The sequence below is a fragment of the Geobacillus sp. FSL W8-0026 genome (genome assembly GCF_037966255.1).
Lineage (GTDB): Bacteria > Bacillota > Bacilli > Bacillales > Anoxybacillaceae > Geobacillus > Geobacillus icigianus.
Genome location: NZ_CP150194.1, coordinates 1064346 through 1089986 on the forward strand (window position 1 = coordinate 1064346; position 25641 = coordinate 1089986).

21 protein-coding genes, 1 other RNA gene and 1 other annotated feature are annotated in these 25641 nt (G+C 56.6%); of the genes, 20 read left to right on the forward strand and 2 right to left on the reverse strand.

All coding sequences use genetic code 11. The features are described from left to right. Positions 1-15: 15 nt before the first annotated feature. Positions 16-1578 (reverse strand): stage V sporulation protein B, encoded by a 1563-nt coding sequence (gene spoVB / locus NST29_RS05370; protein ID WP_061912343.1) that lies wholly within the window; start codon positions 1576-1578, stop codon positions 16-18. A gap of 109 nt (positions 1579-1687) precedes the next feature. Here spoVB and NST29_RS05375 point away from each other — a divergent pair, with 109 nt between their 5' ends. The 14 genes from NST29_RS05375 (at position 1688) to NST29_RS05440 (ending at position 18672) form a co-directional block, all read left to right on the forward strand. Beyond that, entirely contained in the window at positions 1688-1972 is a 285-nt protein-coding gene (locus NST29_RS05375) for a post-transcriptional regulator (protein ID WP_033018077.1), read from the forward strand. Between the two features lie 166 nt (positions 1973-2138). Then, positions 2139-4391: a protein translocase subunit SecDF gene (gene secDF, locus NST29_RS05380; protein ID WP_061912342.1), complete on the forward strand. Its 2253-nt coding sequence runs from the start codon at positions 2139-2141 to the stop codon at positions 4389-4391. Positions 4392-4671: 280 nt separating this feature from the next. Then, the gene (locus NST29_RS05385) at positions 4672-5574 is read left to right on the forward strand and encodes a cation diffusion facilitator family transporter (RefSeq protein ID WP_061912341.1); all 903 of its coding nucleotides are present in this window, start codon (positions 4672-4674) and stop codon (positions 5572-5574) included. A gap of 57 nt (positions 5575-5631) precedes the next feature. Then, entirely contained in the window at positions 5632-7998 is a 2367-nt protein-coding gene (gene recJ, locus NST29_RS05390; protein ID WP_339232980.1) for a single-stranded-DNA-specific exonuclease RecJ, read from the forward strand. Next, positions 7989-8501, forward strand: coding sequence for an adenine phosphoribosyltransferase (locus tag NST29_RS05395; RefSeq protein WP_033018074.1), 513 nt, complete (start codon positions 7989-7991; stop codon positions 8499-8501). The genes recJ and NST29_RS05395 overlap by 10 nt, the downstream gene beginning before the upstream one ends. 271 nt (positions 8502-8772) lie before the next feature. After that, positions 8773-10971, forward strand: coding sequence for a bifunctional (p)ppGpp synthetase/guanosine-3',5'-bis(diphosphate) 3'-pyrophosphohydrolase (locus NST29_RS05400; RefSeq protein ID WP_033018073.1), 2199 nt, complete (start codon positions 8773-8775; stop codon positions 10969-10971). A gap of 24 nt (positions 10972-10995) precedes the next feature. After that, positions 10996-11454 carry a D-aminoacyl-tRNA deacylase gene (dtd, locus tag NST29_RS05405; protein ID WP_061912338.1) on the forward strand — a complete coding sequence of 153 codons (459 nt, stop codon included), beginning with the start codon at positions 10996-10998 and terminating at the stop codon, positions 11452-11454. Between the two features lie 82 nt (positions 11455-11536). Then, complete coding sequence (locus tag NST29_RS05410; protein WP_172418467.1) at positions 11537-11710, forward strand: hypothetical protein; 174 nt, start codon at positions 11537-11539, stop codon at positions 11708-11710. Positions 11711-11877: 167 nt separating this feature from the next. Then, positions 11878-12441, forward strand: a complete 564-nt coding sequence (gene ahpC, locus NST29_RS05415) for an alkyl hydroperoxide reductase subunit C (protein WP_033018069.1) — start codon at positions 11878-11880, stop codon at positions 12439-12441. Positions 12442-12455: 14 nt separating this feature from the next. Next, the gene (gene ahpF / locus NST29_RS05420) at positions 12456-13979 is read left to right on the forward strand and encodes an alkyl hydroperoxide reductase subunit F (RefSeq protein WP_033018068.1); all 1524 of its coding nucleotides are present in this window, start codon (positions 12456-12458) and stop codon (positions 13977-13979) included. A 143-nt stretch (positions 13980-14122) separates the two neighbouring features. After that, positions 14123-14353 (forward strand) — a binding site (T-box leader). Positions 14354-14397: 44 nt separating this feature from the next. Next, positions 14398-15681, forward strand: coding sequence for a histidine--tRNA ligase (hisS, locus tag NST29_RS05425; protein ID WP_033018067.1), 1284 nt, complete (start codon positions 14398-14400; stop codon positions 15679-15681). A gap of 4 nt (positions 15682-15685) precedes the next feature. Further along, positions 15686-17458 carry an aspartate--tRNA ligase gene (aspS, locus tag NST29_RS05430; RefSeq protein ID WP_033018066.1) on the forward strand — a complete coding sequence of 591 codons (1773 nt, stop codon included), beginning with the start codon at positions 15686-15688 and terminating at the stop codon, positions 17456-17458. 90 nt (positions 17459-17548) lie between these two features. Beyond that, positions 17549-17734: non-coding RNA, 6S RNA (ssrS, locus tag NST29_RS05435), on the forward strand. Positions 17735-17910: 176 nt separating this feature from the next. Next, positions 17911-18672 (forward strand): tRNA threonylcarbamoyladenosine dehydratase, encoded by a 762-nt coding sequence (locus NST29_RS05440; protein ID WP_033018064.1) that lies wholly within the window; start codon positions 17911-17913, stop codon positions 18670-18672. 366 nt (positions 18673-19038) lie between these two features. On the opposite strand, the gene NST29_RS05445 is transcribed toward NST29_RS05440, so the two are convergent. Next, a complete protein-coding gene (locus NST29_RS05445; RefSeq protein ID WP_033018063.1) occupies positions 19039-19689 on the reverse strand; it encodes an RsfA family transcriptional regulator in 651 nt (216 codons plus the stop codon). A gap of 263 nt (positions 19690-19952) precedes the next feature. Between NST29_RS05445 and NST29_RS05450 the strand changes: the two genes are divergently transcribed. The 6 genes from NST29_RS05450 to NST29_RS05475 all read left to right on the forward strand — a co-directional run bounded on the left by NST29_RS05450 (position 19953) and on the right by NST29_RS05475 (position 25637). Further along, positions 19953-21248 carry a replication-associated recombination protein A gene (locus tag NST29_RS05450; RefSeq protein WP_033018061.1) on the forward strand — a complete coding sequence of 432 codons (1296 nt, stop codon included), beginning with the start codon at positions 19953-19955 and terminating at the stop codon, positions 21246-21248. Between the two features lie 64 nt (positions 21249-21312). Further along, complete coding sequence (locus NST29_RS05455) at positions 21313-21963, forward strand: YitT family protein (protein WP_033018059.1); 651 nt, start codon at positions 21313-21315, stop codon at positions 21961-21963. A gap of 10 nt (positions 21964-21973) precedes the next feature. Continuing rightward, on the forward strand, positions 21974-22390 hold the full coding sequence (locus tag NST29_RS05460; protein WP_033018058.1) for an Rrf2 family transcriptional regulator: 417 nt from the start codon (positions 21974-21976) through the stop codon (positions 22388-22390). Between the two features lie 192 nt (positions 22391-22582). Next, positions 22583-23725 (forward strand): cysteine desulfurase family protein, encoded by a 1143-nt coding sequence (locus NST29_RS05465; RefSeq protein ID WP_033018055.1) that lies wholly within the window; start codon positions 22583-22585, stop codon positions 23723-23725. 16 nt (positions 23726-23741) lie between these two features. Further along, positions 23742-24857 carry a tRNA 2-thiouridine(34) synthase MnmA gene (gene mnmA, locus NST29_RS05470; protein WP_033018054.1) on the forward strand — a complete coding sequence of 372 codons (1116 nt, stop codon included), beginning with the start codon at positions 23742-23744 and terminating at the stop codon, positions 24855-24857. 117 nt (positions 24858-24974) lie between these two features. After that, positions 24975-25637, forward strand: a complete 663-nt coding sequence (locus NST29_RS05475; protein ID WP_033018053.1) for a tetratricopeptide repeat protein — start codon at positions 24975-24977, stop codon at positions 25635-25637. Positions 25638-25641 lie beyond the last annotated feature (4 nt).

Below are 25641 nucleotides of genomic sequence, written 5' to 3' on the forward strand. Positions count from 1 at the left end.
GACATGTTTAGACGTTTATTTTCGTTTTGTTTTTCCCGCCAGCCATCCAAGACCCGGAAGGTAGATGAGCTCTTCGCGCCGGATGAGCTGAAAGGCGATCAGGAAGCCGCTATACAACAAGATGGTCGCGGCCATGGCCAGCAGCGTCCAAAACGACGGCGGCACCGAGGCGGGCGGATGATAGAAGAGCAGCCCGCCGGCAGCGCCGGCAGCGATGATGGCGATGCCGGCCTTTACATAGTCACGGGCGTCCACCACGAACGATGTCGCTTTGGCGACGGCGGCAAAATGAAGAAGGGTGACGAGCACCGTGCTCACCGAGGTGGCGAGCGCCGCTCCCATAATCCCTAAAGACGGCCGCGACGCCAAGACGAAGATGCACGCCAATTTCACCGCCGCCCCGATGAGGCTGTTCGTCATTGCCACATTGGCTAAATCAAGCCCTTGCAGCACCGCTTGGAGCGGGCCTTGGAAATAATAAAACAGGAAAAACGGCGCCATCACTTGAATAAAAATGGCTGCTTCGCCTGTTCCGTACATCCATCGCATGAGCGGCTCGGCAAAAAGGTAAAGAACGACCGCCGACAGTCCGCCGGTGACGAGCGACAGGCGCATCGCTTGGGCGATCCGATATTGGACGAGCAGCGGTTTGTTTTGGGCCACCGCTTCGCTAATAGCCGGAACGAGCGCGGTGGCGAGCGCATAGGTGATGAACGACGGCAAGGTGAGCAACGGCAAGGCATAGCCGACGAGCTGGCCGTATTGCTTGGTGGCGGCGGAGGCGGCGATGCCGGCGAGCGCCAAACTGTTGGCAACGACGATCGGTTCAAAAAACCAAGAAAGCGAGCCGATCAAGCGGCCGCCGGTTGTCGGCAGGGCGATCCGCATCAGGCGGATGAACGTGTCTTTGCCGGCATGAATGGAATGAAAAAACTTCGTCCGCAGGCGGATCGATTTTTTCAGCTGAAACAGGAACAATAAATACAATAAGGCTGCCAGTTCGCCGAGGACAGAAGCCGCCATGGCGCCGGCGGCAGCGTATTCAACGCCGTACGGCAACAGCGGTTTCGTGCATAAGGCGATCAAGCTGATGCGGACGATTTGTTCAATCAGGAGCGAGTAAGCGTACGGCTTCATTTGTTGGCGCCCTTGGAAATAGCCGCGCAGCACCGATGAAATAGCGACGATCGGCACGATCGGGGCGACGGCTAGGAGCGGATAATAGATGCGCGGGTCGGTGAACATCGTCCGCGAAAGCCACGGCGTTGCGGCAAGGAGCGCCGGCAGGAATAGGAGGCTCAGCACTCCGGTCGTCGCGAGCGAGACGACGAGAATTTTTTTGACCCGTTGCCGGTCGCCGGTCGCTTCCGCCTCGGCGATGAGCTTGGAGATGGCTACCGGCAGGCCCATTTGCGTCACCGTAATCGCCAACACAAGCGTCGGCACCGCCATCATGTACAGCCCGACTCCCTCGTCGCCAATCATCCGGGCGACGACGATTCGGTTCATGAAACCGAGCATTTTGGTGATCAAGCCGGCAATGATTAAAATCATAGTTCCTTGTAAAAATTTGGACATGTTTTCCCCCTGCCTTCTCAAATGCCTTTCTCTTTTATACAATATATGCAAGGCCTATGGCCAAGCATGACAAGGCTGATCGGCGACAATCACCGAGGGGGGATGGGAGATGGAGGAAAAACAACGGTGGCGGGAACAGCTCCTGCCGGCGCTCGAGTGCAAATATGAGGAGTTCCGGCTGCTCGGCTACAAGCACGTCACCATCGATGGGCTGTGGGAATGTTTATGGACGCGGAAATGGAAGGGCGAATTGGCAGATCAGAAGCTGCACGAGCTTGTCAGCGATATTTTGTCGCTTTCGCCGGGGGAGTATATGGCGTTTGTAACGAGGCAGTCCTATCAGCAGGCGGCGGGTGGCGATGAGTTGGAGCGCGTTCTGAAAGAGCTGTTATGAGCGGAGGTGGCCGCCTTTTGACCGGCGCTATACCCGGGGCGCCGTCGGTAAGGGCTGAACGTTGACAGCTCCTGCCGGCTGATTCATAATGAAAAGCGGAATCGATGTTGTGTGGATCGTGGCCGCCAGCTTCCGGGCGTGAAGACGAATCGAAGGAGGATGTTGAATGATTAAACGCAGCCGCATCGTCGCCTTTTTTCTGCTCCTGCTTTTGCTTGCTGGGGTGATGGGGCCGACGACGCAAGGAATTTTACATAACATTAAGCTAGGGCTGGATTTGCAAGGCGGTTTCGAAGTGCTCTATGAGGTGAAGCCAGCGAAAAAAGGCGATAAAATCGATCACGAAACATTGCAAAGCACGGTCAGCGCCCTGAACAAACGGATCAACGTCCTTGGCGTCAGCGAGCCGCGCGTGGACATTGAAGGGAATAACCGCATTCGCGTTCAGCTCGCCGGGGTGAAAGACCAAAATGAGGCGCGCGAAATTTTGTCCACGCAAGCGAAATTGACGTTCCGCGACGTCAATGACAACGTGTTGATGGACGGGAGCGACCTCGTCCAAGGCGGGGCGAAGCTGTCGTTTGACGAAAACGGCCGGCCGAGCGTCGCACTGAAATTGAAAGACGCCGACAAATTCCGGCAAGTGACGGAAAAAGTATACAAAATGGGGCCGCCCAACAACATTTTAGTCATTTGGCTTGATTTTAAAGAAGGGGTCGATTCTTACCGGAAAGAAGCGGGCAAAGCCGATCCGAAATTCATTTCCGCCGCGTCGGTCGATCAAGTGTTCAATCAAACCGATGTGTCGATCGTCGGCAATTTCACGGTGAAAGAAGCCCAACAGCTCGCCGACTTGCTTAATGCCGGGGCGCTGCCGGTCGAACTGCATGAAATTTACTCGACCTCCGTCGGCGCTCAGTTCGGAAAAAACGCCCTACAAAAAACGGTCATAGCCGGCATCATCGGCGTCGCGGCGATTTTTTTGTTCATGATTTGGTTTTACCGGCTTCCAGGGCTCATCGCTGTGATCACGCTGTCGGTGTACATTTATTTGATTTTGCTGCTGTTTGACTGGATGAACGGCGTTATGACGCTGCCGGGGATCGCCGCTCTCATTTTAGGGGTCGGGATGGCCGTTGACGCCAACATTATTACGTACGAGCGGATCAAGGAGGAGCTGAAGCTCGGCAAGTCGATGCTGTCAGCGTTTCGCGCCGGCAACCGCGGGTCGTTTGCGACCATTTTTGACGCCAACATTACGACGATCATCGCCGGCGCCGTCCTGTTCATTTACGGGACAAGCTCGGTCAAAGGATTTGCAACGATGCTTATCATCAGCATTGTCGCCAGCTTTGTCACCGCTGTTTACGGCACGCGGCTGCTGCTTGGGCTGTTGGTGTCAAGCCGCTGGCTCGATCGAAAGCCCGAGTGGTTTGGCGTGAAAAAGTCGGACATCTTAAACATCGCCGAGGTCAACGACGAAACGGAAGTGCCGACGAAATTCGACCGGTGGGATTTTGTCAAATATAGCAAAACCTTTTTCATTTTTTCCGGAGCTTTGACGATTGCCGGCGTCATTTCCCTTTTTGCTCTCGGGTTGAATCTCGGCATTGATTTCACAAGCGGTACGCGCATTGAGGTGACGAGCAACCAGCCGCTGGATGCGAAAGAGCTAGGCGACTATTTTGAGCGGCTTGGCCACAAGCCGGAGGATGTCGTGCTGTCCGGGACGGACGGAAAAACGGGCGTCGTCCGTTTAATCGGGGTGCTCGACAAAAAAGAAATTGCGACAATCAAAAACGAGCTCAACAAGACGTACGGCCACGAGCCGAATATCAGCACAGTTTCGCCGGTCGTCGGCAAGCAGTTGGCGCGCAACGCGCTCATTGCCGTGCTCATCTCGTCGATTGGCATCATTCTGTATGTGACGATCCGCTTCGAATGGCGGATGGCCTTAGCCGCCATCATCGCTTTGTTGCACGATGCGTTTTTCATCATCACCGTGTTCAGTTTGACGCGGCTTGAGGTCGATTTGACGTTTATCGCCGCGGTATTGACGATTATCGGCTATTCCATCAATGATACGATCGTCACCTTTGACCGCATCCGTGACTTGATGAAAAAACGGAAAGTAAAAACGGTTGACGATTTGAAACATATCGTTAACCGCGCCCTGCAGCAAACGTTTACCCGCTCGATCAACACGGTTTTGACGGTGTTGCTGACCGTTGTGGCGCTGCTGCTGTTCGGCAGTGAGGCGATTCGCAATTTTAACCTCGCTTTGCTTGTCGGGCTCGTGTGCGGCGTCTACTCTTCGCTTTGCATCGCTTCGCAGCTGTGGCTTGTTTGGAAAGGGAGCGCCCTCAAGAAAGGCAAAGGGGCGAGCAAAGCGGCTCCGGAAGCCGAGCCTCATCTGTAATGACTGCGCCGAAAAAAGCGACCGCGCTTTTTTCGGCGTTTTTTTGTCGCCAGAGGCGGAAAATGGGCAGACTAAAGCAAGAGGATTTCTACAACGTGAATCCAGCGCCCAACCGCGCCGGCGGAACATCGACAGACGAGAGCAAGAGGCGCCGGCCATGATGGTGGAACAGGGGGGACGATGACAACGAAAGGAAAAAGATGGGGGACTGGGTTGCGCAGGGGAGGGATTTTTTGATCCGAATTGATGAAAACAAGAGGCAAAGATGGGAGGTGTGTCCGTGGAACACGAACAGCGATTCAACAAAGCGAAAACGGCAGCGATGGTCGGCATCGTCGGCAATTTGATCCTCGCGGCCGTCAAGGCGGCGGCCGGCTTGTGGAGCCAAAGTCAAGCGCTGATCGCTGATGCTGCTCATTCGGCTTCCGATGTTGCTGGGTCGTTCGCCGTTTGGGTCGGGTTGCGGGCGGCGGCGCGTCCGCCGGATGAGGACCATCCATACGGACACGGAAAGGCCGAATCGATCGCCGCCATTATCGTGGCCGTGCTTCTTTTCCTCGTTGGACTGGAGATCGGGCGCTCTGCCTTCCTGTCGTTTTTCGCCCCCTTGGCGCCGCCGGGGATGGCGGCCGTCTACGTCCTGCTGGTGTCGATCGTCGCCAAAGAGGCGATGTTCCGTTACAAGTATCGGCTTGGGAAAACGTTAAACAGCGAAGCGTTGATCGTCAATGCGTATGAGCACCGCTCCGACGTGTTTTCTTCGCTGGCGGCGCTTTTCGGCGTCGGCGCCGCGATTGCCGGCGGGAGGTGGGGCATTGACTGGCTCGTGTATGCCGATCCATTGGCCGGACTGTTCGTCGCCTTGCTCGTATTGAAAATGGCTTGGGATCTCGGACGTCAATCGATTCATACGGCCATTGATCATGTGCTCCATGAAGAGGAGACCGCCGACTTGCGCGCGGCGGTGTTGTCTGTCCCTGATGTGCGGCAAATCAATGAGCTGTACGCGCGCGAGCATGGCCATGATGTGATCGTTGATTTAAAAATTGCCGTTGATCCGCAGCTGACCGTGGAAGAGGGGCACCGGATCGGAAAAAAAGTGAAAGAAAAACTGCTGACGTTTCCGCGCATCCGCAACGTGCTCGTTCATATCAATCCGTACGACCCGGAAAAAAAGTCGTAATGTCGTTGCCTGCTCTTTTCTCCTTTTTGTATAATAGGGAGAGTTGAGGTGGGGGACATGTTACAAGCGAAAACGCGTTGGGAGGTGGAGCGTCCCGACGAGCAGGCGGTGAGGCGCTTGGCGGAGGAAGCCGGCATCGAACCGCTGCTGGCGCGGCTTCTCGTTCGTCGCGGCGTGCGGACAGCAGCGGAAGCGGAGGCGTTTCTCCGTCCCGTTGGGCAGCCGTTTCACGATCCGTTCTTGCTCCATGGGATGGAGCGTGCCGTTCGCCGCCTAGAAAGAGCAATTCACCATGGTGAACGCGTGCTCGTCTATGGCGACTATGATGCGGACGGTGTTTGCAGCACATCGGTGATGGTGAGCGCTCTTCAAGAGGCAGGAGCAGCGGTGGAATTTTACATTCCCAACCGCTTTACCGAAGGATACGGCCCGAACTTGGCGGCGTTTCGCGCGGCAAAGGAGCGCGGCGTGTCCGTCATTGTGACAGTTGACAACGGAATTGCGGCGCTGAAGGAAGTGGCCGCCGCCCGCGAGTGGGGGCTTGATGTGATCGTGACCGATCACCACGAGCCAGGGCCCTCGCTCCCGGAAGCGTATGCGATCATTCACCCGAAGCATCCCGGAAGTACATATCCGTTCCATAGTTTGGCCGGCGTCGGCGTCGCGTTCAAGGTAGCCCATGCGCTGCTCGGACGGGTGCCGCGCCATTTGCTTGATTTGGTGGCCATCGGCACGATTGCTGATTTAGTGCCGCTTGTCGGGGAGAACCGGCTCTTGGCTGCGCAAGGACTGGCGGTATTGCGCGAGACAACCCGCATCGGTTTGCGCGCGCTGTTTCAGCAATGCCGCATCCAACCATCCCAGATCGATGAACAGACGGTCGGCTTCGCCATCGCGCCGCGTTTGAACGCGGTCGGGCGTCTGGGCGGCGCCGATCCGGCGGTGGCGCTGTTAATGACCGATGATGAAGACGAGGCCATGCAGCTGGCGGCGGAAATGGACGAGCGGAATCGCGAGCGCCAGCAGCTCGTCGCGCAAATCGCCGATGAGGCGGCAGACATCGTGCGCCGCCAATATCCGCCGGAGCAGCATCGCGTTTTGGTCGTGGCTGGCGAAGGCTGGAATCCCGGAGTGGTCGGCATCGTCGCTTCCAAGCTCGTCGAACAGTTTTACCGGCCGGCGGTGGTGCTCTCCATTGACCGCAACAAAGGCATCGCCAAAGGTTCGGCGCGCAGCATCCACGGATTTGACTTGTTTGCCAGTCTCTCCAAATGCCGCGATATGTTGCCGCATTTTGGCGGCCACCCGATGGCGGCGGGGATGACCTTGGCGTTGGACGACGTCGAGCGGTTGCGGCAGCGGCTGAACGCGATCGCGGCGGAGACGTTGGTCGAGGACGATTTTATCCCGCCGACGTTCATCGATGCGGTTTGCTCGGTCGAAGAGCTGACGCTGTCGGCCGCCCGCAGTTTCGAGCGGCTCGCCCCATTCGGTGTCGGCAATCCGCGACCGCTTTTGCTCATTGAAGAAGCCGCGGTGGAAACGATGCGGCGCGTCGGGGCGAACGGCGCCCATATGAAGGCGGTCTTTTCGCAACAGCAGGCGGCGATTGATGTCATCGGTTTCGGCCTCGGTCCCTTGTGCGAGGAGATCGCTCCGGGGACGTGCGTCTCGGCCGTGGGAGAGCTGTTGGTGAACGAGTGGAACGGGATGGCGAAGCCGCAGTTGTCGCTATGCGACGTGTCGGTCAACCGCTGGCAGCTGTTTGATGCCCGCGGCTGCCGGGACGTTCATTCGCTTCTTGAGCGGCTGCCAGAGGAGAAGCGGCTGCTGGTGGCCTTTCGGCGCCAGACGGAAACCCGCCCTGACTTGGCGCCGTTTTGCCGGGAGCTTCATTTCGTCATGACAGAGAAAGAGGCGGAGGCTTTGCCGATTGACGGCCGCTATGTCGTGCTGCTTGATTTGCCGCCGCGGCTTGATTTGTTGGGGGCGCTTTTAGGCGACGGGCAGCCGGCGCGCATTTATGCCGTGTTCGCGCAGCCGGAAGGGCAATTTTTCCGCACGTTTCCGACGCGCGACCATTTCAAGTGGTTTTATGCCTTTTTGCATAAGCATCGTTCGTTCCCGCTCGCCGAACGCGGCGGCGAATTGGCGCGCGCCCGCGGCTGGACGACAGAAACGGTCCATTTTATGGCCGAAGTCTTTTTGGAGCTGGGGTTTGTGCGCGAGCAAAACGGCGTTATCACGCTCGTTCGCCAGCCTGTAAAGCGCGATCTCACCGAATCCTCGGCGTACCGTCGGCGCCGGGACGAGCTGGAGGCGGAACATCAGTTATTATACTCCACTTACGAGCAGCTGAAACGCTGTTTGACGGAAATGATTCGTTCGCAAACGAATGAGGAGGCAAGCGCATCATGGATTTAAAACAATATATTACGATCGTTCCCGATTTTCCGAAACCGGGCATTTTGTTTAAAGACATTACGACGCTGATGGACAATGGGCCGGCGTACAAATACGCGACCGACCAAATCGTCCAATACGCACGTGAAAAGCAAATTGATATCGTCGTTGGGCCGGAAGCGCGCGGTTTTATCATCGGCTGTCCGGTCGCTTATGCGCTTGGCGTCGGATTTGCGCCGGTGCGCAAGGAAGGGAAGCTGCCGCGCGAAGTCATCCGCGTCGAGTATGGTCTCGAGTATGGAACCGATGTGCTGACGATGCATAAAGACGCGATCAAACCGGGACAGCGCGTGTTGATCACCGACGACTTGCTGGCGACAGGCGGGACGATGCGCGCGACGATCGAGCTCGTGGAACAGCTTGGCGGAGTGGTCGCCGGGTTGGCGTTTTTGATTGAGCTGACGGAGCTTGGCGGGCGACAAAAACTAGAAGGCTACGACATTTTGACGCTCATGCAGTTTTAGCGATTGATGGGGCCAGCCGAGCGGTTAGGCGCTCCCATCATCGCGCTTGCGGCGGGACGAAGAACGCGGAAAGTCCGGGGAGCGAAGCGGCGGAAAGCGGGGCGCAAGCAGCGCGAGGCCGCACAGTCGACATCGTTCGCATCTTCGGATATAATAGAGAAAAAAGGGGGGCACTCGCACGAGTGCTCTTTCTTATTAACCGTAACGTGGTGGGGGCAATGGATGTCCAGTGTTGGCAGTCTGAATTTTATTCAAAAGGTGATTCAACCCTATGGCCAATGAACAAGTGTTGACAGCGGAGCAAGTGTTTGAACGAGCGGGCTGTTATTTATCCGAACAAGATGTCGCCTTTTTAAAAAAGGCGTATGTATTTGCGAAGCACGCCCATCGCGACCAATTTCGGAAATCCGGCGAACCGTACATCATCCATCCGATTCAAGTCGCCGGCATTTTGGCGGACTTGAAAATGGACGCGACAACGATCGCCGCCGGGTTTTTGCACGATGTCATTGAAGACACCGAGGCGACGAAAGAAGACCTTGAGCGCGAGTTCGGCGCCGAGGTGGCGATGCTCGTTGACGGCGTGACGAAACTTGGCAAAATCAAATATAAGTCGCAAGAAGAGCAGCAGGCGGAAAACCATCGGAAAATGTTTTTGGCGATGGCCCAAGACATTCGGGTGATTTTGATCAAGCTCGCCGACCGCTTGCACAACATGCGGACGTTGAAGCATTTGCCAGCGGAAAAACAGCGGCGCATCGCCAATGAGACGCTCGAAATTTTCGCCCCGCTAGCGCATCGGCTCGGCATTTCAAAAATCAAATGGGAGCTTGAGGATACCGCGCTTCGCTATTTAAATCCGCAGCAGTATTACCGCATCGTCAATTTGATGAAGAAAAAGCGGGCCGAACGCGAGCAATATTTGGAGGAAGTCATCCAAGAAGTGCGGGAACGGCTGAACGAAGTGCACATTCCGTGCGAAATTTCCGGACGTCCGAAGCATATTTACAGCATCTACCGAAAAATGGTGATGCAAAACAAACAGTTTAACGAAATTTACGATTTGCTGGCTGTGCGCATTATCGTCAACAGCATCAAAGACTGCTATGCGGTCCTTGGCATCATCCATACGTGCTGGAAGCCGATGCCCGGACGCTTCAAAGACTACATCGCCATGCCGAAGCCGAACATGTACCAATCGCTCCATACGACGGTCATCGGTCCGAAAGGCGAGCCGCTTGAAGTGCAAATCCGCACGTTTGAAATGCACCAAATCGCCGAATTCGGGATTGCCGCTCACTGGGCGTACAAAGAAGGGAAGACGATCAAGCCGAATTCGTTTGAGGAGAAGCTTTCTTGGTTCCGGGAAATTTTAGAGTGGCAAAACGACGCCAGCAACGCCGAGGAATTTATGGAATCGCTCAAGATGGATCTGTTTTCCGACATGGTGTTCGTTTTCACGCCAAAGGGCGACGTCATCGAGCTGCCGGCCGGCTCGGTGCCGATCGATTTCGCTTACCGCATCCATTCGGAAATCGGCAACAAAACGATCGGCGCGAAAGTGAACGGCAAAATGGTGCCGCTCGATTACAAGCTGCAGACGGGTGACATCGTTGAAATTTTAACGTCGAAACATTCGTACGGACCGAGCCAAGACTGGCTGAAGCTGGCGAAAACGTCGCAGGCGCGCAACAAAATCCGCCAGTTTTTCAAAAAGCAGCGGCGCGAGGAAAATATTGAAAAAGGCAAAGAGATGGTCGAAAAGGAAGTGCGCGGCCTCGGCTTTGAGCCGAAAGAGGTAATGACGGCCGACAATATGAAGCGCGTCGCCGAGAAGTTCAACTTCTCAAACGAAGACGATATGTACGCGGCGGTCGGCTATCATGGGATCACGGCGGCGCAAATCGCCCACCGGCTGACGGAAAAATGGCGGAAGCAGCGCGATCTCGAGGAACAGCAGCGCAAGTTGGCCGAGGCGTTTTCCGAGGCGAAGCTGCCGGCCGGAAAAAAACGCGACTGCGGCATTCGCGTCCAAGGCGTCGACAATTTGCTCATTCGTCTGTCGCGCTGCTGCAATCCAGTGCCGGGCGATGAAATCATCGGCTTTATCACCCGCGGGCGCGGCATTTCCGTCCACCGCGCCGATTGCCCGAACGTCAAGACGGAAGAAGCGGCCGACCGGCTCATCACCGTCGAATGGGAAAGCGGAGCCGGCGGCGAGCGCGAGTACAACGTCGATATCGAAATCACCGGCTTTGACCGCCGCGGGCTGCTCAATGAAGTGCTGCAGGCGGTGAACGAGACGCGCACCGATATTTCTGCCGTTTCGGGCCGCTCGGATCATCGGCACAAAATCGCGACGATCCATATGACGATCGCCATTCACAACTTGGGCCACTTGCAAAAAGTCGTGGAGCGGATCAAGCAAATTCCCGACATTTATTCCGTCCAGCGCTTGATGAACAACTAGCGGCGGCGAAAAGGAGGAGAAGAAGTGAGAGCGGTCATCCAGCGAGCCAAAGAAGCCAACGTCACCGTCGATGGGCGGGTCGTTGGCGCCATCAAGGCAGGGCTTGTCGTGCTGCTTGGCGTCACGCACGGCGATACCGAGGCCGATGCGGCCTATTTGGCCGAGAAAATCGCCCATTTGCGCATTTTCGAAGACGAGGAAGGAAAAATGAACCGCTCGCTGCTTGATGTCGGCGGCGCCGTGTTGTCCGTGTCGCAGTTCACCCTTTATGGCGACTGTCGAAAAGGACGGCGTCCGAATTTTATGGCGGCGGCCAAGCCCGACCATGCTTTGCCGCTGTATGAAGCGTTCAACGCCTTTCTGCGCGAAAAAGGCGTCCATGTCGAAACAGGGATGTTCGGCGCCATGATGGGCGTGTCGCTCATCAACGACGGGCCGGTCACCTTGATCATCGACAGCGGTGAGAAACCGGGAAACGAATAATCGTTTTCCGGTTTCTTTTTTATTTTTCACAAGAAATGGGAATGATGAAAACAGGTTGATCCGAACGGAAAGGAGGGGGGCGATGCGGCAAACGAAGCGAGGGGAGCAGGCCCACCGAACGAGCGATGTGCTTTCGGCCGATTTTCATGAGTGGGTGCGGCTTGACGACCAGTGTAGTGCGTTTGAGCTGTCGTCCGAGCTTGGCGTCGCAGGCAAAGAGGTGCAAATGCTAAAAAAGCAGCGGTTTCGCCCGTGACAGCAGACGGAGCGGCAAGGCCCGTAAAGAGCTGGCGACGTTCGTTCCGTCTGCCGTAACGGACATTTCCGAATGCATATGTATTGACAAAGTAAGGGTCTCTATATGATAATAAATATCGGTTTAAAATTATTATAAATTAACAGTCACAGGAGGTAGATGAAGCAATGTCTTTAGTTGGGAAAAAAGTACAACCGTTCCGCGCTCAAGCGTATCACAACGGGGAGTTCATCGAGGTGACAGAACAAGACTTCATGGGCAAATGGAGCATCGTCTGCTTTTATCCGGCCGACTTTACGTTCGTTTGCCCGACGGAGCTCGAGGATTTGCAAGACCATTATGCGACATTCAAAGAATTGGGAGTAGAGGTGTACTCGGTGTCGACCGACACGCACTTTACTCACAAAGCATGGCATGACACCTCGCCGGCCATCAGCAAAATCGAATACATCATGATTGGCGATCCTTCGCACCAGCTGTCGCGCATGTTTGATGTGCTTGACGAAGAGCAAGGGTTGGCGCAACGCGGCACGTTCCTCATCGACCCGGACGGCGTCATTCAAGCGGTGGAAATCAACGCCGACGGCATCGGCCGCAAAGCGAGCACGCTGATTGATAAAATTAAAGCCGCCCAATATGTGCGCAACCATCCAGGTGAAGTTTGCCCGGCGAAATGGCAAGAGGGCGGTGAAACGCTGAAACCGAGCCTTGACCTTGTCGGCAAAATTTAAGGAGGCTTTTGACCATGCTCGATGCGGACATCAAGGCACAACTCGCTCAGTATTTGCAATTGCTTGAAAATGACATTGTCTTGACGGTTAGCGCGGGAGACGACAACGTTTCCCGCGATATGCTTGCTTTAGTCGATGAGTTGACGGCCATGTCGCCGAAAATCAAAGTGAAAAAAGCAAAGCTTGAACGCACGCCGAGCTTCAGCGTCAACCGGGTTGGCGAAAACACCGGCATCACGTTCGCCGGCGTCCCGCTCGGTCATGAGTTTACCTCGCTGGTGCTGGCCCTGCTTCAAGCGAGCGGCCGGCCGCCGAAAGTGAGCGAAGACGTCGTGCGCCGCATTCAACAAATCCGGGGCAAGCACCATTTTGAAACGTACGTGAGCTTAACGTGCCATAACTGCCCGGACGTTGTTCAAGCGCTCAACATCATGAGCGTCCTGAATCCCGACATTTCCCATACGATGATCGACGGGGCGGCGTTTAAGGACGAAGTGGAACAAAAAGGCATTATGGCCGTGCCGACCGTCTTTTTAAACGGTGAGATGTTTGCCAGCGGCCGCATGTCGATTGAAGACATTCTCGCCAAACTAGGAAGCGAGGCGGACGCCGCGTCGTTTGCCGATAAAGAGCCGTTTGACGTGCTCGTCGTCGGCGGCGGCCCGGCGGGGGCGACAGCTGCCATTTATGCGGCGCGCAAAGGCATTCGCACCGGCATCGTGGCGGATCGCTTTGGCGGGCAAATTTTGGATACGCTCGGCATCGAAAACTTCATCAGCGTCAAATATACGGAAGGGCCGAAGCTCGCGGCCAGCATCGAAGAGCATGTCAAACAGTACGATGTCGATATCATGATCCAGCGCGCCAAACGGCTTGCGAAAAAAGACTTGATTGAAGTGGAGTTGGAAAACGGCGCCGTTCTGAAAAGCAAAACGGTCATCATTTCCACCGGCGCCCGCTGGCGCAACCTTGGCGTGCCGGGCGAGGAAGAGTTCAAAAACAAAGGCGTCGCCTACTGCCCGCATTGCGACGGCCCGCTGTTTGAAGGCAAGCACGTGGCGGTCATCGGCGGCGGGAACTCCGGCGTGGAAGCGGCCATTGACTTGGCCGGCATCGCCAGCCACGTAACGCTGTTGGAGTTCGCTCCCGAACTGAAAGCGGACGCCGTTTTGCAAGACCGGCTGTACAGCTTGCCAAATGTGACGGTGATCAAAAACGCGCAAACGAAGGAAATCACTGGCACGGATAAGGTGAACGGTTTGACGTACGTCGACCGGGCGACAGGGGAAGAACACCATATCGAACTGCAAGGCGTGTTCGTGCAAATCGGCCTCGTGCCGAATACAGAGTGGCTGGAAGGAACGGTGGAACGGAACCGCTTCGGCGAAATCATCGTCGACAAGCGCGGCGCGACCAACGTCGAAGGCGTCTTTGCCGCAGGCGACTGCACGGACAGCGCCTACAAGCAAATCATTATTTCGATGGGCTCCGGAGCGACGGCGGCGTTAAGCGCGTTCGATTATTTGATTCGCCATTAAGGCGACCACGGCGTCCCGCCAAGGCGGGGCGCCTTCTTTTGCATCAACGGCCGGCCAAGCGGCGGGACGCTTTTTTTCAAGGCGGCTTGACAAACGGTCCGCTTTCTCCGTAATATAAAATTACGATTCAGATGGGCGATAGTGAACAACCGATGATGGAGAGAAGTAGGTAAGACCCACATGGCCAGAGAGGAAACGCCTTGGGCTGGAAGCGTTTCTCCATGATGGCTTAGCGAAAGACACTCCGTAGGTTTCCCTTTGAACGCGCGTGGCGTCAGTAAAAGGGAACGCGCGCCTGGCGTTAGCGGCGACAAGCGGAAGCTGAATGGCTTCAATTAGGGTGGCACCGCGGGAATGACGCTCTCGTCCCTATCAAGGGGATCAGGGCGTTTTTATTTTGAGCAAAAGGAGGATCCGCATGGCGTTTCAAATTCCAAGAGGAACGCAAGATATTTTGCCGGGAGACAGCGAAAAATGGCAGTACGTGGAGCAAGTCGCCCGCGAACTATGTTCCCGGTACGGATATCGGGAAATTCGGACGCCGATTTTCGAACATACTGAACTGTTTTTACGCGGCGTCGGCGATACGACCGATATCGTCCAAAAAGAGATGTATACGTTTGAGGACAAGGGAGGGCGTGCGCTCACGCTCCGCCCGGAAGGCACGGCGCCGGTCGTGCGGGCGTTCGTCGAGCATAAGCTGTACGGCAGCCCGAACCAGCCGCTGAAACTGTATTACAGCGGGCCGATGTTCCGCTACGAGCGGCCGGAAGCCGGGCGGTTCCGCCAATTCGTCCAGTTTGGCGTCGAAGCGCTTGGCAGCGGCGATCCGGCCATGGATGCCGAGGTCATGGCGCTGGCGATGCACATTTACGAAGCGCTTGGCTTAAAACGGATCCGGCTTGTCATCAACAGCTTGGGCGACCTCGACAGCCGCCGGGCACATCGCGAGGCGCTCGTGCGCCATTTTTCGGGGCGCATCGATGAACTGTGCGCCGATTGTCAGGCGCGGCTCGAGACGAATCCGCTCCGCATTCTCGACTGCAAAAAAGACCGCGATCATGAACTGATGGCGACGGCGCCGTCGATTTTGGATTACTTGAATGATGAATCACGCGCGTATTTTGAGAAGGTGAAACATTATTTGGCCATGCTTGGCCTTCCGTTTGTCATCGATGCGCGGTTGGTGCGCGGGCTTGACTATTACAACCATACGACATTTGAAATTATGAGCGAAGCGGAAGGGTTTGGCGCAGCCGCGACGCTGTGTGGCGGAGGGCGCTACAATGGGCTTGTCGAGGAAATCGGCGGGCCGGAAATGCCGGGGATCGGTTTTGCGCTAAGCATCGAACGGCTGCTCGCAGCGCTGGAGGCGGAGGGGGTGGAGCTTCCGACCGGCGAAGGGATCGATTGCTATGTGGCTGCGCTCGGCGAACGGGCGAAAGAGGAAGCGGTCCGCCTCGTCTATCAATTGCGCCGCGCCGGTTTGCGCGTCGATCAAGACTATGTCGGCCGAAAACTGAAGGCGCAGCTGAAAGCAGCCGACCGCCTCAAAGCGGCGTTTGTCGTCATGATTGGCGATGAAGAGCTCGACAAACAAATCGCGACCGTCAAGGAGATGGCGAGCGGCGAACAAACGAACGTGCCGTTCGGCGAACTGGCTTCATTTTTCACAGAACGGACGAGGAGAGAGGGGGAGTAAACGAATGAAACGGACATATTATTGCGGTGAAGTGCCGGAAACGGCGGTCGGTGAGCGCGTCGTGCTCAAAGGCTGGGTGCAAAAGCGCCGCGACTTAGGCGGGCTCATTTTCATCGATTTGCGCGACCGGACCGGCATCGTGCAAATCGTCGCCAGCCCGGATGTGTCGGCTGAAGCGCTGGCGGCCGCTGAGCGCGTGCGGAGCGAATATGTGCTGAGCGTGGAAGGGACGGTCGTCGCCCGCGCGCCGGAGACGGTCAACCCGAACATCGCGACCGGCCGCATCGAAGTGCAGGCGGAGCGCATCGACATTATCAATGAAGCGAAAACGCCGCCGTTTGCGATCACGGATGACACCGACGCGGCGGAAGACGTGCGTTTAAAATATCGCTACTTGGATTTGCGCCGCCCGGTCATGTTTCGAACGCTGGAGCTCCGGCATAAGGTCACGAAAGCGGTGCGCGACTTTTTGGACAGCGAGCGCTTTTTGGAAGTGGAGACGCCGATGTTGACGAAAAGCACGCCGGAAGGGGCGCGCGACTATTTAGTGCCGAGCCGCGTCCATCCAGGCGAATTTTACGCCTTGCCGCAGTCGCCGCAAATTTTTAAGCAGCTGCTGATGGTCGGCGGGTTTGAGCGCTACTATCAAATCGCGCGCTGCTTCCGCGACGAAGACTTGCGCGCCGACCGCCAGCCGGAGTTTACGCAGATTGACATCGAAATGTCGTTTATCGATCAAGAAGACATCATCGATGTCACCGAACGGATGATGGCGGCGGTCGTCAAAGCGGCGAAAGGAACCGACATTCCGCGCCCGTTTCCGCGCATCACGTATGATGAGGCGATGAACCGCTATGGCTCGGACAAGCCGGATATACGCTTTGGCCTCGAGCTCGTCGACGTATCGGACATCGTCCGCGATTCCGCGTTTCAAGTGTTTGCCCGCGCGGTCAAAGAGGGAGGGCAAGTGAAGGCGATCAACGCCAAAGGCGCGGCGCCCCGCTATTCGCGCAAGGAGATCGACGCGTTGGGCGAGTTTGTCGGCCGCTATGGAGCGAAAGGGCTGGCGTGGCTGAAAGCGGAAGGCGATGAGCTGAAAGGGCCGATCGCCAAGTTTTTCACCGAGGGAGAACAGGCTGCGCTTCGCCAAACGCTGGCGGTCGAAGACGGGGATTTGCTGTTGTTTGTCGCCGACCAAAAGGCGGTCGTGGCCGCGGCCCTCGGCGCGCTGCGGCTTCGGCTCGGCAAGGAGCTCGGCTTGATCGACGAAACGAAGCTCGCGTTTTTGTGGGTGACGGACTGGCCGCTGTTGGAATATGACGAAGAGGAAGGCCGCTATTACGCCGCCCACCATCCGTTTACGATGCCGGCACGCGACGACATTCCGCTGCTTGAAACCAACCCGGGCGCGGTTCGGGCGCAGGCGTATGACCTCGTCTTAAATGGCTATGAGCTTGGCGGTGGCTCGCTCCGCATCTTTGAGCGGGACGTGCAAGAAAAAATGTTCCGCGCCTTAGGGTTCAGCGAAGAAGAAGCGCGCCGTCAGTTCGGCTTCTTGCTTGAGGCGTTTGAGTACGGCACCCCGCCGCACGGCGGCATCGCGCTTGGCCTTGACCGGCTTGTGATGTTGCTTGCTGGGCGCACGAATTTGCGCGATACGATCGCCTTCCCGAAAACGGCGAGCGCCGGCTGCCTGCTCACGGAAGCGCCGAGCCCGGTCAGCGAAAAACAGCTGGACGAGCTGCATTTGGCGGTCGTGCTGCCTGACCAAGAATAGCTCGCCGAGAAAACATCAGCCGGCAAGGAAACATGAGCGGCAGGTGTTCACAAACACAAAAAAATATGATAAAATATAAGCAATCAACCACCCGTCCTAATGTGTTCGTCGCATCACCGATCGTTTTGACCGAACAGTCAATATCCGGGAGTCCGGGGTTTCCAAGCGGCGTGCACGCCCCTTCGTCACAGGGGAAGCGCAAACCTTGGAACAGGGCACCCACCTATGGGAGAGCGGGTTCAAAACGAAGGCAGCGACGGCACGATTGGGACTAGTGTACAGAAGAGCGATAAACACGATGGTGGGGCTGACTCAAACGTCCGCTTTTTGGCGGGCTCTCGGGTCAGCCTCGTTTGTTTTGCCAGCAAAAGACCCATTGCCACACAAGCGGGCTTCATGTACGATAAAAAACGGTGTATCACTCAATTTTTGCGCACATGGAGAGGAGAACGATGCTGCATCAATTTTCCCGCAATGAGTTAGCCATTGGCCCTGAGGGGCTGGAAAAATTAAAAAACGCCACCGTCGCCGTCCTTGGCATCGGCGGCGTCGGGTCGTTCGCCGTCGAGGCGCTCGCCCGTTCCGGAATCGGCCGCTTGGTGCTTGTTGATCGCGATAACGTCGATATCACCAACATCAACCGGCAAATCCATGCGTTGCTCTCGACCATTGGCCGTCCGAAAGTCGAGCTGATGAAAGAGCGCATCGCCGACATCAACCCGGCGTGCGAGGTCATCGCGCTGCAAATGTTTTATACGGAAGAGACGTATGAGCAGTTTTTTGCCTATGATCTCGATTTTGTCATCGATGCCTCCGACACGATTGTGTATAAAGTACATTTGATGAAACAATGCCTCAAGCGCGGCATTCCGATCATCTCCAGCATGGGGGCGGCGAACAAAATGGATCCGACCCGCTTTCGCATCGCCGATATTTCCAAGACACACACCGATCCGATCGCGAAAGTCATCCGCGCCAAACTGCGCAAAGAAGGGATTCGCCGCGGCATTCCGGTCGTCTTTTCTGACGAGAAGCCGGTGAAAATCCGCGAAGATATCCGCCAAGTTGTCGGCAATGACGCTTCACCGATCCGCAAGGCGAAAATGCCGCCGTCATCGAACGCTTTTGTGCCGTCCGTTGCCGGGCTCATCATGGCATCATATGTCATTCAGGAATTGTTGAAGGAAATTCCGATTGCCCGCGTCGGTGAGTGACGAGCCGGTCGCTGGACCAAGCGAGCGAGGCTCGCCGGTAGGAAGCCGGTCGCCTGTCGTCAAGCTAGGATGGTGTCGCGGAAGCGGGAAACGAACAAACACGGCGTTTGCTCGCTTTGCCATGTCGATGACCGGTACACCCGTCTATATTGCGACGAAAAAAGAGCTGACCGAAAAGGCGATCTCCCCTCAAGAAAGACAGAGCCTATCGTGTGGCGGGAAAACGGTTAGTGCTTATATAGCGATAAGACAAAAGGTCGTCTGCCTTTAAGATCGGCACAACCGATCGTGCGGCAGAAGCAGTTGGGGCTTATATAGCGATGAAAGAGGGTGTCCCGATCCTTTTGGGACACCCTCTTTGGCTAGTTACGAATGGGCGGCTCGTTCGTTTTGTTCTCTCGCTTCGGCCAAAAGCCATTGCGCGAACGGAAGGCGATCGCCTTCTTCGGCGGCGAGTTGGCGAGCGCGGGCCATAATTTTGACAAGCGCCTCGTAATCTTCTTGAACCGTCGTTTGTCGTGCTTCAAGGCGTTCAATTTTTTGCGCCAGCTGCTCATTGCGCGCCCGCCATTCGGCGTGCTCCCGCTTCAGCCGTTCGTTTTCCTGCTCCGCCGTTTCAAGCTGTTTGGCATCGTGTCGCAGCGCCTGCAAAAAAGAAATGCACTGATCGAGCGTCAGAGGGGCAGCCGGGAGAAAGGGGGATGACCCTTCCGCCTCTTGGCTGCTGCCTGCGGAAGGAAACGGGAACGGATCTTGTTCCTTCTGCCATTTTTTCATCATTTCCAACGCCCGTTTTCGCTCTTTTCGTTGCTTCTTCGCCTGTTCGATGGCCTCGAGATGTCGTTTCCGCACCTCGGCATTCCAGCGGAAGCCGCATGCCGCCGCAGTTCGGTGCAACTTTTTTCCGACGTCTGCAAAGGCCGCGAGTTGTGTTTTTCCCTCCCGTATGTATTGAAGCACCGTTTCGGCCAATAGCACGTCTTCTTCATGCGACCATGCATCTTGTCTCGTTTTCATGCTGTCCACCCCACAAATGTAATGTTGATATGATCCTAGTTTTTCCGTTCTTGTTTCACTTTAAACTTCTCCCTTTGGCACGGGGACAATGGGCGATGCCAAACAAAAGAGAAACTAGCGGTTCCGCCTTTCGACCTCAATCAATCAATCAAGGTCAGCACTCAATCAAAACTTAGTTTGAACCGTAGCGGTCCGCCTTTTGACACCGCACGGTTGTATTCGGGTGGACCGGCGCTGTACAATGAAACGAGGAGGGGAACGACATGCGGAACAGGTCAGAGCCACTCGCGCTGCGGATGCGACCGCGCACGATCGACGACATCGTCGGACAAGCGCATGTGATTGGGCCGGAGACGCCGTTGTACAAAATGGTAAAAAAAGGATATGTTCCTTCGCTATTGTTGTATGGGGAACCCGGGACGGGAAAAACCTCGCTCGCCTACGCCATCGCTCGCACGGCTGGGCGGGAGCTGGTCGCCATCAACGCGACCTCAGCCGGGAAAAAGGAGATTGAAGAGGCGGCCGAAGCGGCGCGCTGGTCCGGCAATGTCGTTTTGTTTATCGATGAAATTCACCGTTTGAACAAGGCGCAGCAGGATGTGCTGCTTCCACACCTTGAATCCGGGCTGATCACGTTAATCGGGGCGACGACCGAAAACCCGTTTCACGAGGTGAATCCGGCGATCCGTAGCCGGTGCGGACAAATTCAGCGATTAAAGCGGCTTGAGCCGGCCGACTTGCTTATCGTTTTAAAGCGGGCGCTTACCGATTCGGTGCGCGGGCTCGGAGCGCAGCCCGTCAAGATCGATGAGGCGCTGTTATGGCGAATTGCGGAAGCCGCGGGCGGCGATGCGCGCGCGGCGCTTTCGCTTCTTGAAGCGGCCGTGGCGGCGGCCGATGAACGCGATGACGGTTTGTATGTGGATGAGGCGATCGTTGCTTCGTGCACGGCCAATCGCGGCTTCACTCATGACAAATACGGCGACCATTACTATTCGCTGTTGTCGGCATTCCAAAAAAGCGTGCGCGGCAGCGATGTGGACGCTGCTCTCCATTATTTAGCGCGCCTGCTCGAAGGCGGGGATTTGGCCGCGGTCTGTCGCCGGCTGCTCGTCATCGCCTATGAAGACATCGGGCTTGCGAACCCGTTGATGGGGGTGAAAGTGCAGGCAGCTGTGGCGGCGGCGGAGCGGATCGGACTGCCGGAGGCGCGCATTCCGCTCGCGACCGTGACGATCGAGCTTTGCCTAAGCCCGAAATCCAACAGCGCCTACAAGGCGTTGGACGCGGCGCTCGCCGACGTGCGCGCCGGAAAGGTTGGCGAGATTCCCGACCATTTAAAAGACGCCCATTATCAAGGGGCAGCCGTGCTCGGACATGGCCAAGGCTATTTATATCCGCATGATTACCCGAACGGTTGGGTGGCGCAATCGTATTTGCCGGCAACGCTTGCCGGCGTCCGCTATTATGAGCCGAAAGAGCACGGCGACGAGAAACATTATGCGAAAGTGTACCGGCGACTGGAGCAATTGAAGCGGGAAAGCGCGATTGGGCCGTGAACGGAGCGCGTCATTTATGGTATAATAACACCGGCGATTGACTGGATAGGGAGGCGCATGTGCGATGGTCCATCCTTCGGTCCCATGGCTGCGATGGAGCATTTATTTTGCCGGTTTGCTCGTCATGTCATTCGGCATTGTGCTGACGATGAAAGCCGATGTTGGCTGTGCGCCATGGGATGTCCTTCATATTGGTTTAGAGCGAACATTTGGCCTGACGGTCGGGACGTGGTCGATCATCGTTGGGATGGTGGTGCTTGCGGCTTCGGCGCTGCTTGTCAAGCGGAGACCGCAGCTTGGCGCCTTCCTCAATATGATCACTGTCGGCGTTTTGATTGACGTGTGGATGATGATCCCACCGCTGAAAACGCCGCCACAACTGCTTGAACAATATGCGATGCTGCTAGTCGGCATCGTCGTGTCCGGCTACGGCATGGGGCTATATATTTCCGCCGACGTCGGCGCCGGTCCGCGCGACAGTTTGATGCTCGCCTTGACCGAGTTGACCGGATGGAACGTGGCATACATTCGCGTGATGATGGAAGCGCTCGTGTTGCTTGTCGGCTGGCTGCTTGGCGGTCCGGTGTCGTTTGGCACGTTTCTTTTTTGCGTCACAATCGGTTCGGTCGCCGGTTTGGCGCTGCCGCAATGCCGGAAAATGGCCGACCGCTTGTTGGGAGCCGCCAACGTTCGGGCGCAAGGGTTAAGTCGTTAGGGGGGATATGATGAAGATTTCAACCAAAGGCCGTTACGGATTGACGATTATGATTGAACTGGCGAAAAAGTACGGCGACCGTCCGATTTCGCTCCGCTCGATCGCCAAGGCGAACAATTTGTCCGAGCACTACTTGGAGCAACTAGTGACGCCGTTGCGCAACGCCGGGCTTGTCAAAAGCATCCGCGGGGCGTACGGCGGTTACGTATTGGCCGAGCATCCGGCCAAAATTACGGCCGGTGATATTTTGCGCGTGCTTGAGGGCCCGCTCACCCCGGTCGAGGAACTCGAAGAGGAGGAGCCGGCGAAGCGCGAGCTGTGGATCCGCATCCGCGATGCGGTCGAGGAAGTGCTCGACAGCACGACGCTTGAAGATTTAGCGGAGTATAGCGATGGGGATGAAGGGGCATACATGTTTTATATTTAACCATTGATCAAGCGGTCGCATGTCATCAACCACGAGCGGATGACATGGACGTGTTTTTACTATTTACACCTTCATGGCCAAGCCTCGCCGTTTGCCGCAGCGGGCGGTTCCCCCAACGGGCGGAATCCGCTCGGGCAAGGGACGGCCGCTGTGGGCGGAAGAGGTTCGGGCGACAAGAAAGGAGAATGACCGTTGGAACGGATTTACTTGGATCATGCCGCGACGTCTCCCATTCATCCAGATGTGGCGGCTGGCATGATTCAGTCGATGACCGAACAGTTCGGCAATCCGTCAAGCATCCATTATTTTGGCCGGCAGAGCCGCCGGGCGTTGGACGAAGCGAGATCAGCCATCGCCCGCAGCCTCGGGGCGAAAGAGACGGAAATCGTGTTTACAAGCGGCGGGACGGAAGCGGATAACTTTGCGCTCATCGGAACGGCGATGGCCAACCGTGAGCGAGGCCGCCATCTCATTACGACCGCTATTGAGCATCACGCTGTTTTGCGCGCTTGCGAACATTTACAAAAGCAAGGATTCGATGTGACGTACTTGCCGGTCGATGAACACGGGCGCGTGTCGGTCGAGGACGTGAAAGCCGCGCTCCGTGATGACACGATTCTCGTTTCGATCATGTTCGCCAACAACGAAGTCGGCACGATTCAGCCGATCCGTGAAATCGGCGCCCTGCTTCGCGACCACCCGGCGTATTTTCATACCGATGCCGTGCAGGCGTACGGGCTGATCCCGATCGATGTGAATGAGTACGGCATCGATTTGTTGTCGCTTTCGAGCCATAAAATCAACGGTCCGAAAGGCAGCGGCGCCTTGTATGTTCGCGGGACGGTCCGCATCACACCGCTTCTTTTCGGCGGCGAGCAGGAGCGGAAACGGCGCGCCGGCACAGAGAACGTCCCGGGCATTATCGGCTTGGCACGGGCGGTGGAAATCGCCGAGCGGACGAGGGAAGAGAAGCGGAAGCAATACGCGGCTTGGCGCGAAGCGATGTTGACGATTTTTCGTTCCTCCGGCCTTGATTTCATCGTCAACGGCAGCGAAGACGGCCTGCCGCATATTTTCAATGTTGCTTTCCCGGGAACGAACGTCGAATCGCTGCTCGTCAATTTGGATTTGGCGGGCATCGCCGCGTCCAGCGGGTCAGCGTGCACGGCGGGGTCGATCGATCCGTCCCACGTGCTTGTTGCCATGTGCGGAAACGAGTCGGAGCGCATCCGCTCGTCCGTGCGTTTTAGCTTCGGACTCGGCAATACAACGGAGCAAATTGAGCGGGCGGCGGAAGAAACGGTGAAAATTGTGAAGCGGCTCACAAAACGCTGAAGAGGGGGTGAAGCGCATGAACAAAGCGCCGCATGAAACGCGCGTTGTCGTCGGCATGTCCGGCGGGGTCGACTCGTCAGTCGCCGCGCTATTATTAAAAGAACAAGGATATGATGTGATCGGCATTTTTATGAAAAACTGGGATGACACCGATGAAAACGGCGTTTGCACGGCGACTGAGGATTACGAAGACGTTGTGCGCGTCTGCAACCAAATCGGCATCCCGTACTATGCAGTCAACTTTGAAAAGCAATATTGGGACAAAGTGTTTACGTATTTTTTGAACGAATACAAAGCGGGGCGCACCCCGAACCCGGATGTGATGTGCAATAAGGAGATTAAATTCAAAGCGTTTTTGGAACACGCCATGTCGATCGGCGCCGATTACGTCGCCACCGGCCATTACGCCCGCGTCGAGTTTCGCGATGGCGAATATAAAATGCTCCGTGGAGCTGACCCGAACAAAGACCAAACGTATTTTTTGAACCAGCTCGGCCAAGCCCAACTGTCAAACGTGATGTTTCCGATCGGCCACTTGCACAAAGCGGACGTGCGCCGGATCGCGAAAGAAGCCGGGCTGGCTACCGCTGGGAAAAAAGACAGCACCGGCATTTGTTTTATCGGCGAACGTGATTTCAAAGAATTTTTGAGCCATTATTTGCCGGCCCAGCCGGGAGTGATGAAAACGCTCGACGGCGAAGTGAAAGGGCGGCATGACGGGGTGATGTATTACACGATCGGCCAGCGCCACGGCCTTGGTATTGGCGGCAGCGGCGAACCGTGGTTTGTCGTCGGCAAAAATGTGCGCGAAAACGTGCTGTATGTCGCCCAAGGATTTGAAAACGACTATTTGTATTCGACCTCGCTAAAAGCGGTCGATGTCAACTGGGTGTCTGACCGCAAGCCGGAAGCGCCGTTCCGCTGCACGGCGAAGTTCCGCTATCGTCAGCCCGATGTCGGCGTGACGGTTCACCCGCTTTCAGACGGCAAGGCGGAAGTCGTGTTTGATGCGCCGGCGCGGGCGGTGACGCCGGGGCAGGCGGTCGTGTTCTACAACGGCGAGGAGTGCCTTGGCGGCGGCACGATCGATGAAGTGTTCCGCAACGGTGAAAAGCTTTGGTATGTCGGCTGACCGCTAAGCTGCCGCACCGGCGGTGAAAGCCCTAACCCGGCTTGGGGTTGGGGTGTTTTTGCAATTGCTCGAAAAAAACGAACGTATGTGCTAAACTATAGTCAGGAGGGATGAGCGGTGGCGGATTGGAATGAACAAGGGCTTGCGCATTTGCGCGCCGGGGAGTACGAAGAAGCGCTCCGCTGCTTTTCCAAAGCGGTGGACGATCGCCCGGACGACCCGACCGGCTACATCAACGTCGGCACCGTGCTGGCCGCCGCCGGCGAAGAGGAGAAAGCGCTCGCTTTCTTCCAGCAGGCGCTTTGTCGCGATGAACGGGCCGCGGCCGCTTACTATGGCATCGGCACGCTCCACTATCAGCGCGGGCGGTTTGCCGAGGCGAAAGACATGTTTGAACGGGCCCTCGGGCTGGGGCTCGATGACGCCGACACGCATTTTATGCTCGGCATGTCGCTATGGCGGCTCGAGATGCCGCGGCTCGCTCTTCCGTATTTGCAGCGGGCCGCCGAATTGAACGAAGGGGATGCCGAAGCGTTCTTTCAGCTCGGCCTTTGTTTGGCGGCGCTCGACTATGTTGACGAGGCGAAGCGTTGCTTTGAAAAAACGTTGGCGCTAAAGCCGCACCATGCCGACGCCTGCTACAATTTAGGGGTCATTTATGCGAACAAGGACGAGCCGGCTGCCGCCCGCGATTGGTTCGCCGCCGCGTTGGAGGCGAAGCCAGACCACGTGCTGGCGGGGTATGGAAAGAAAATGATGGAAAAGCGGCTTTCGCCGTAAAGGC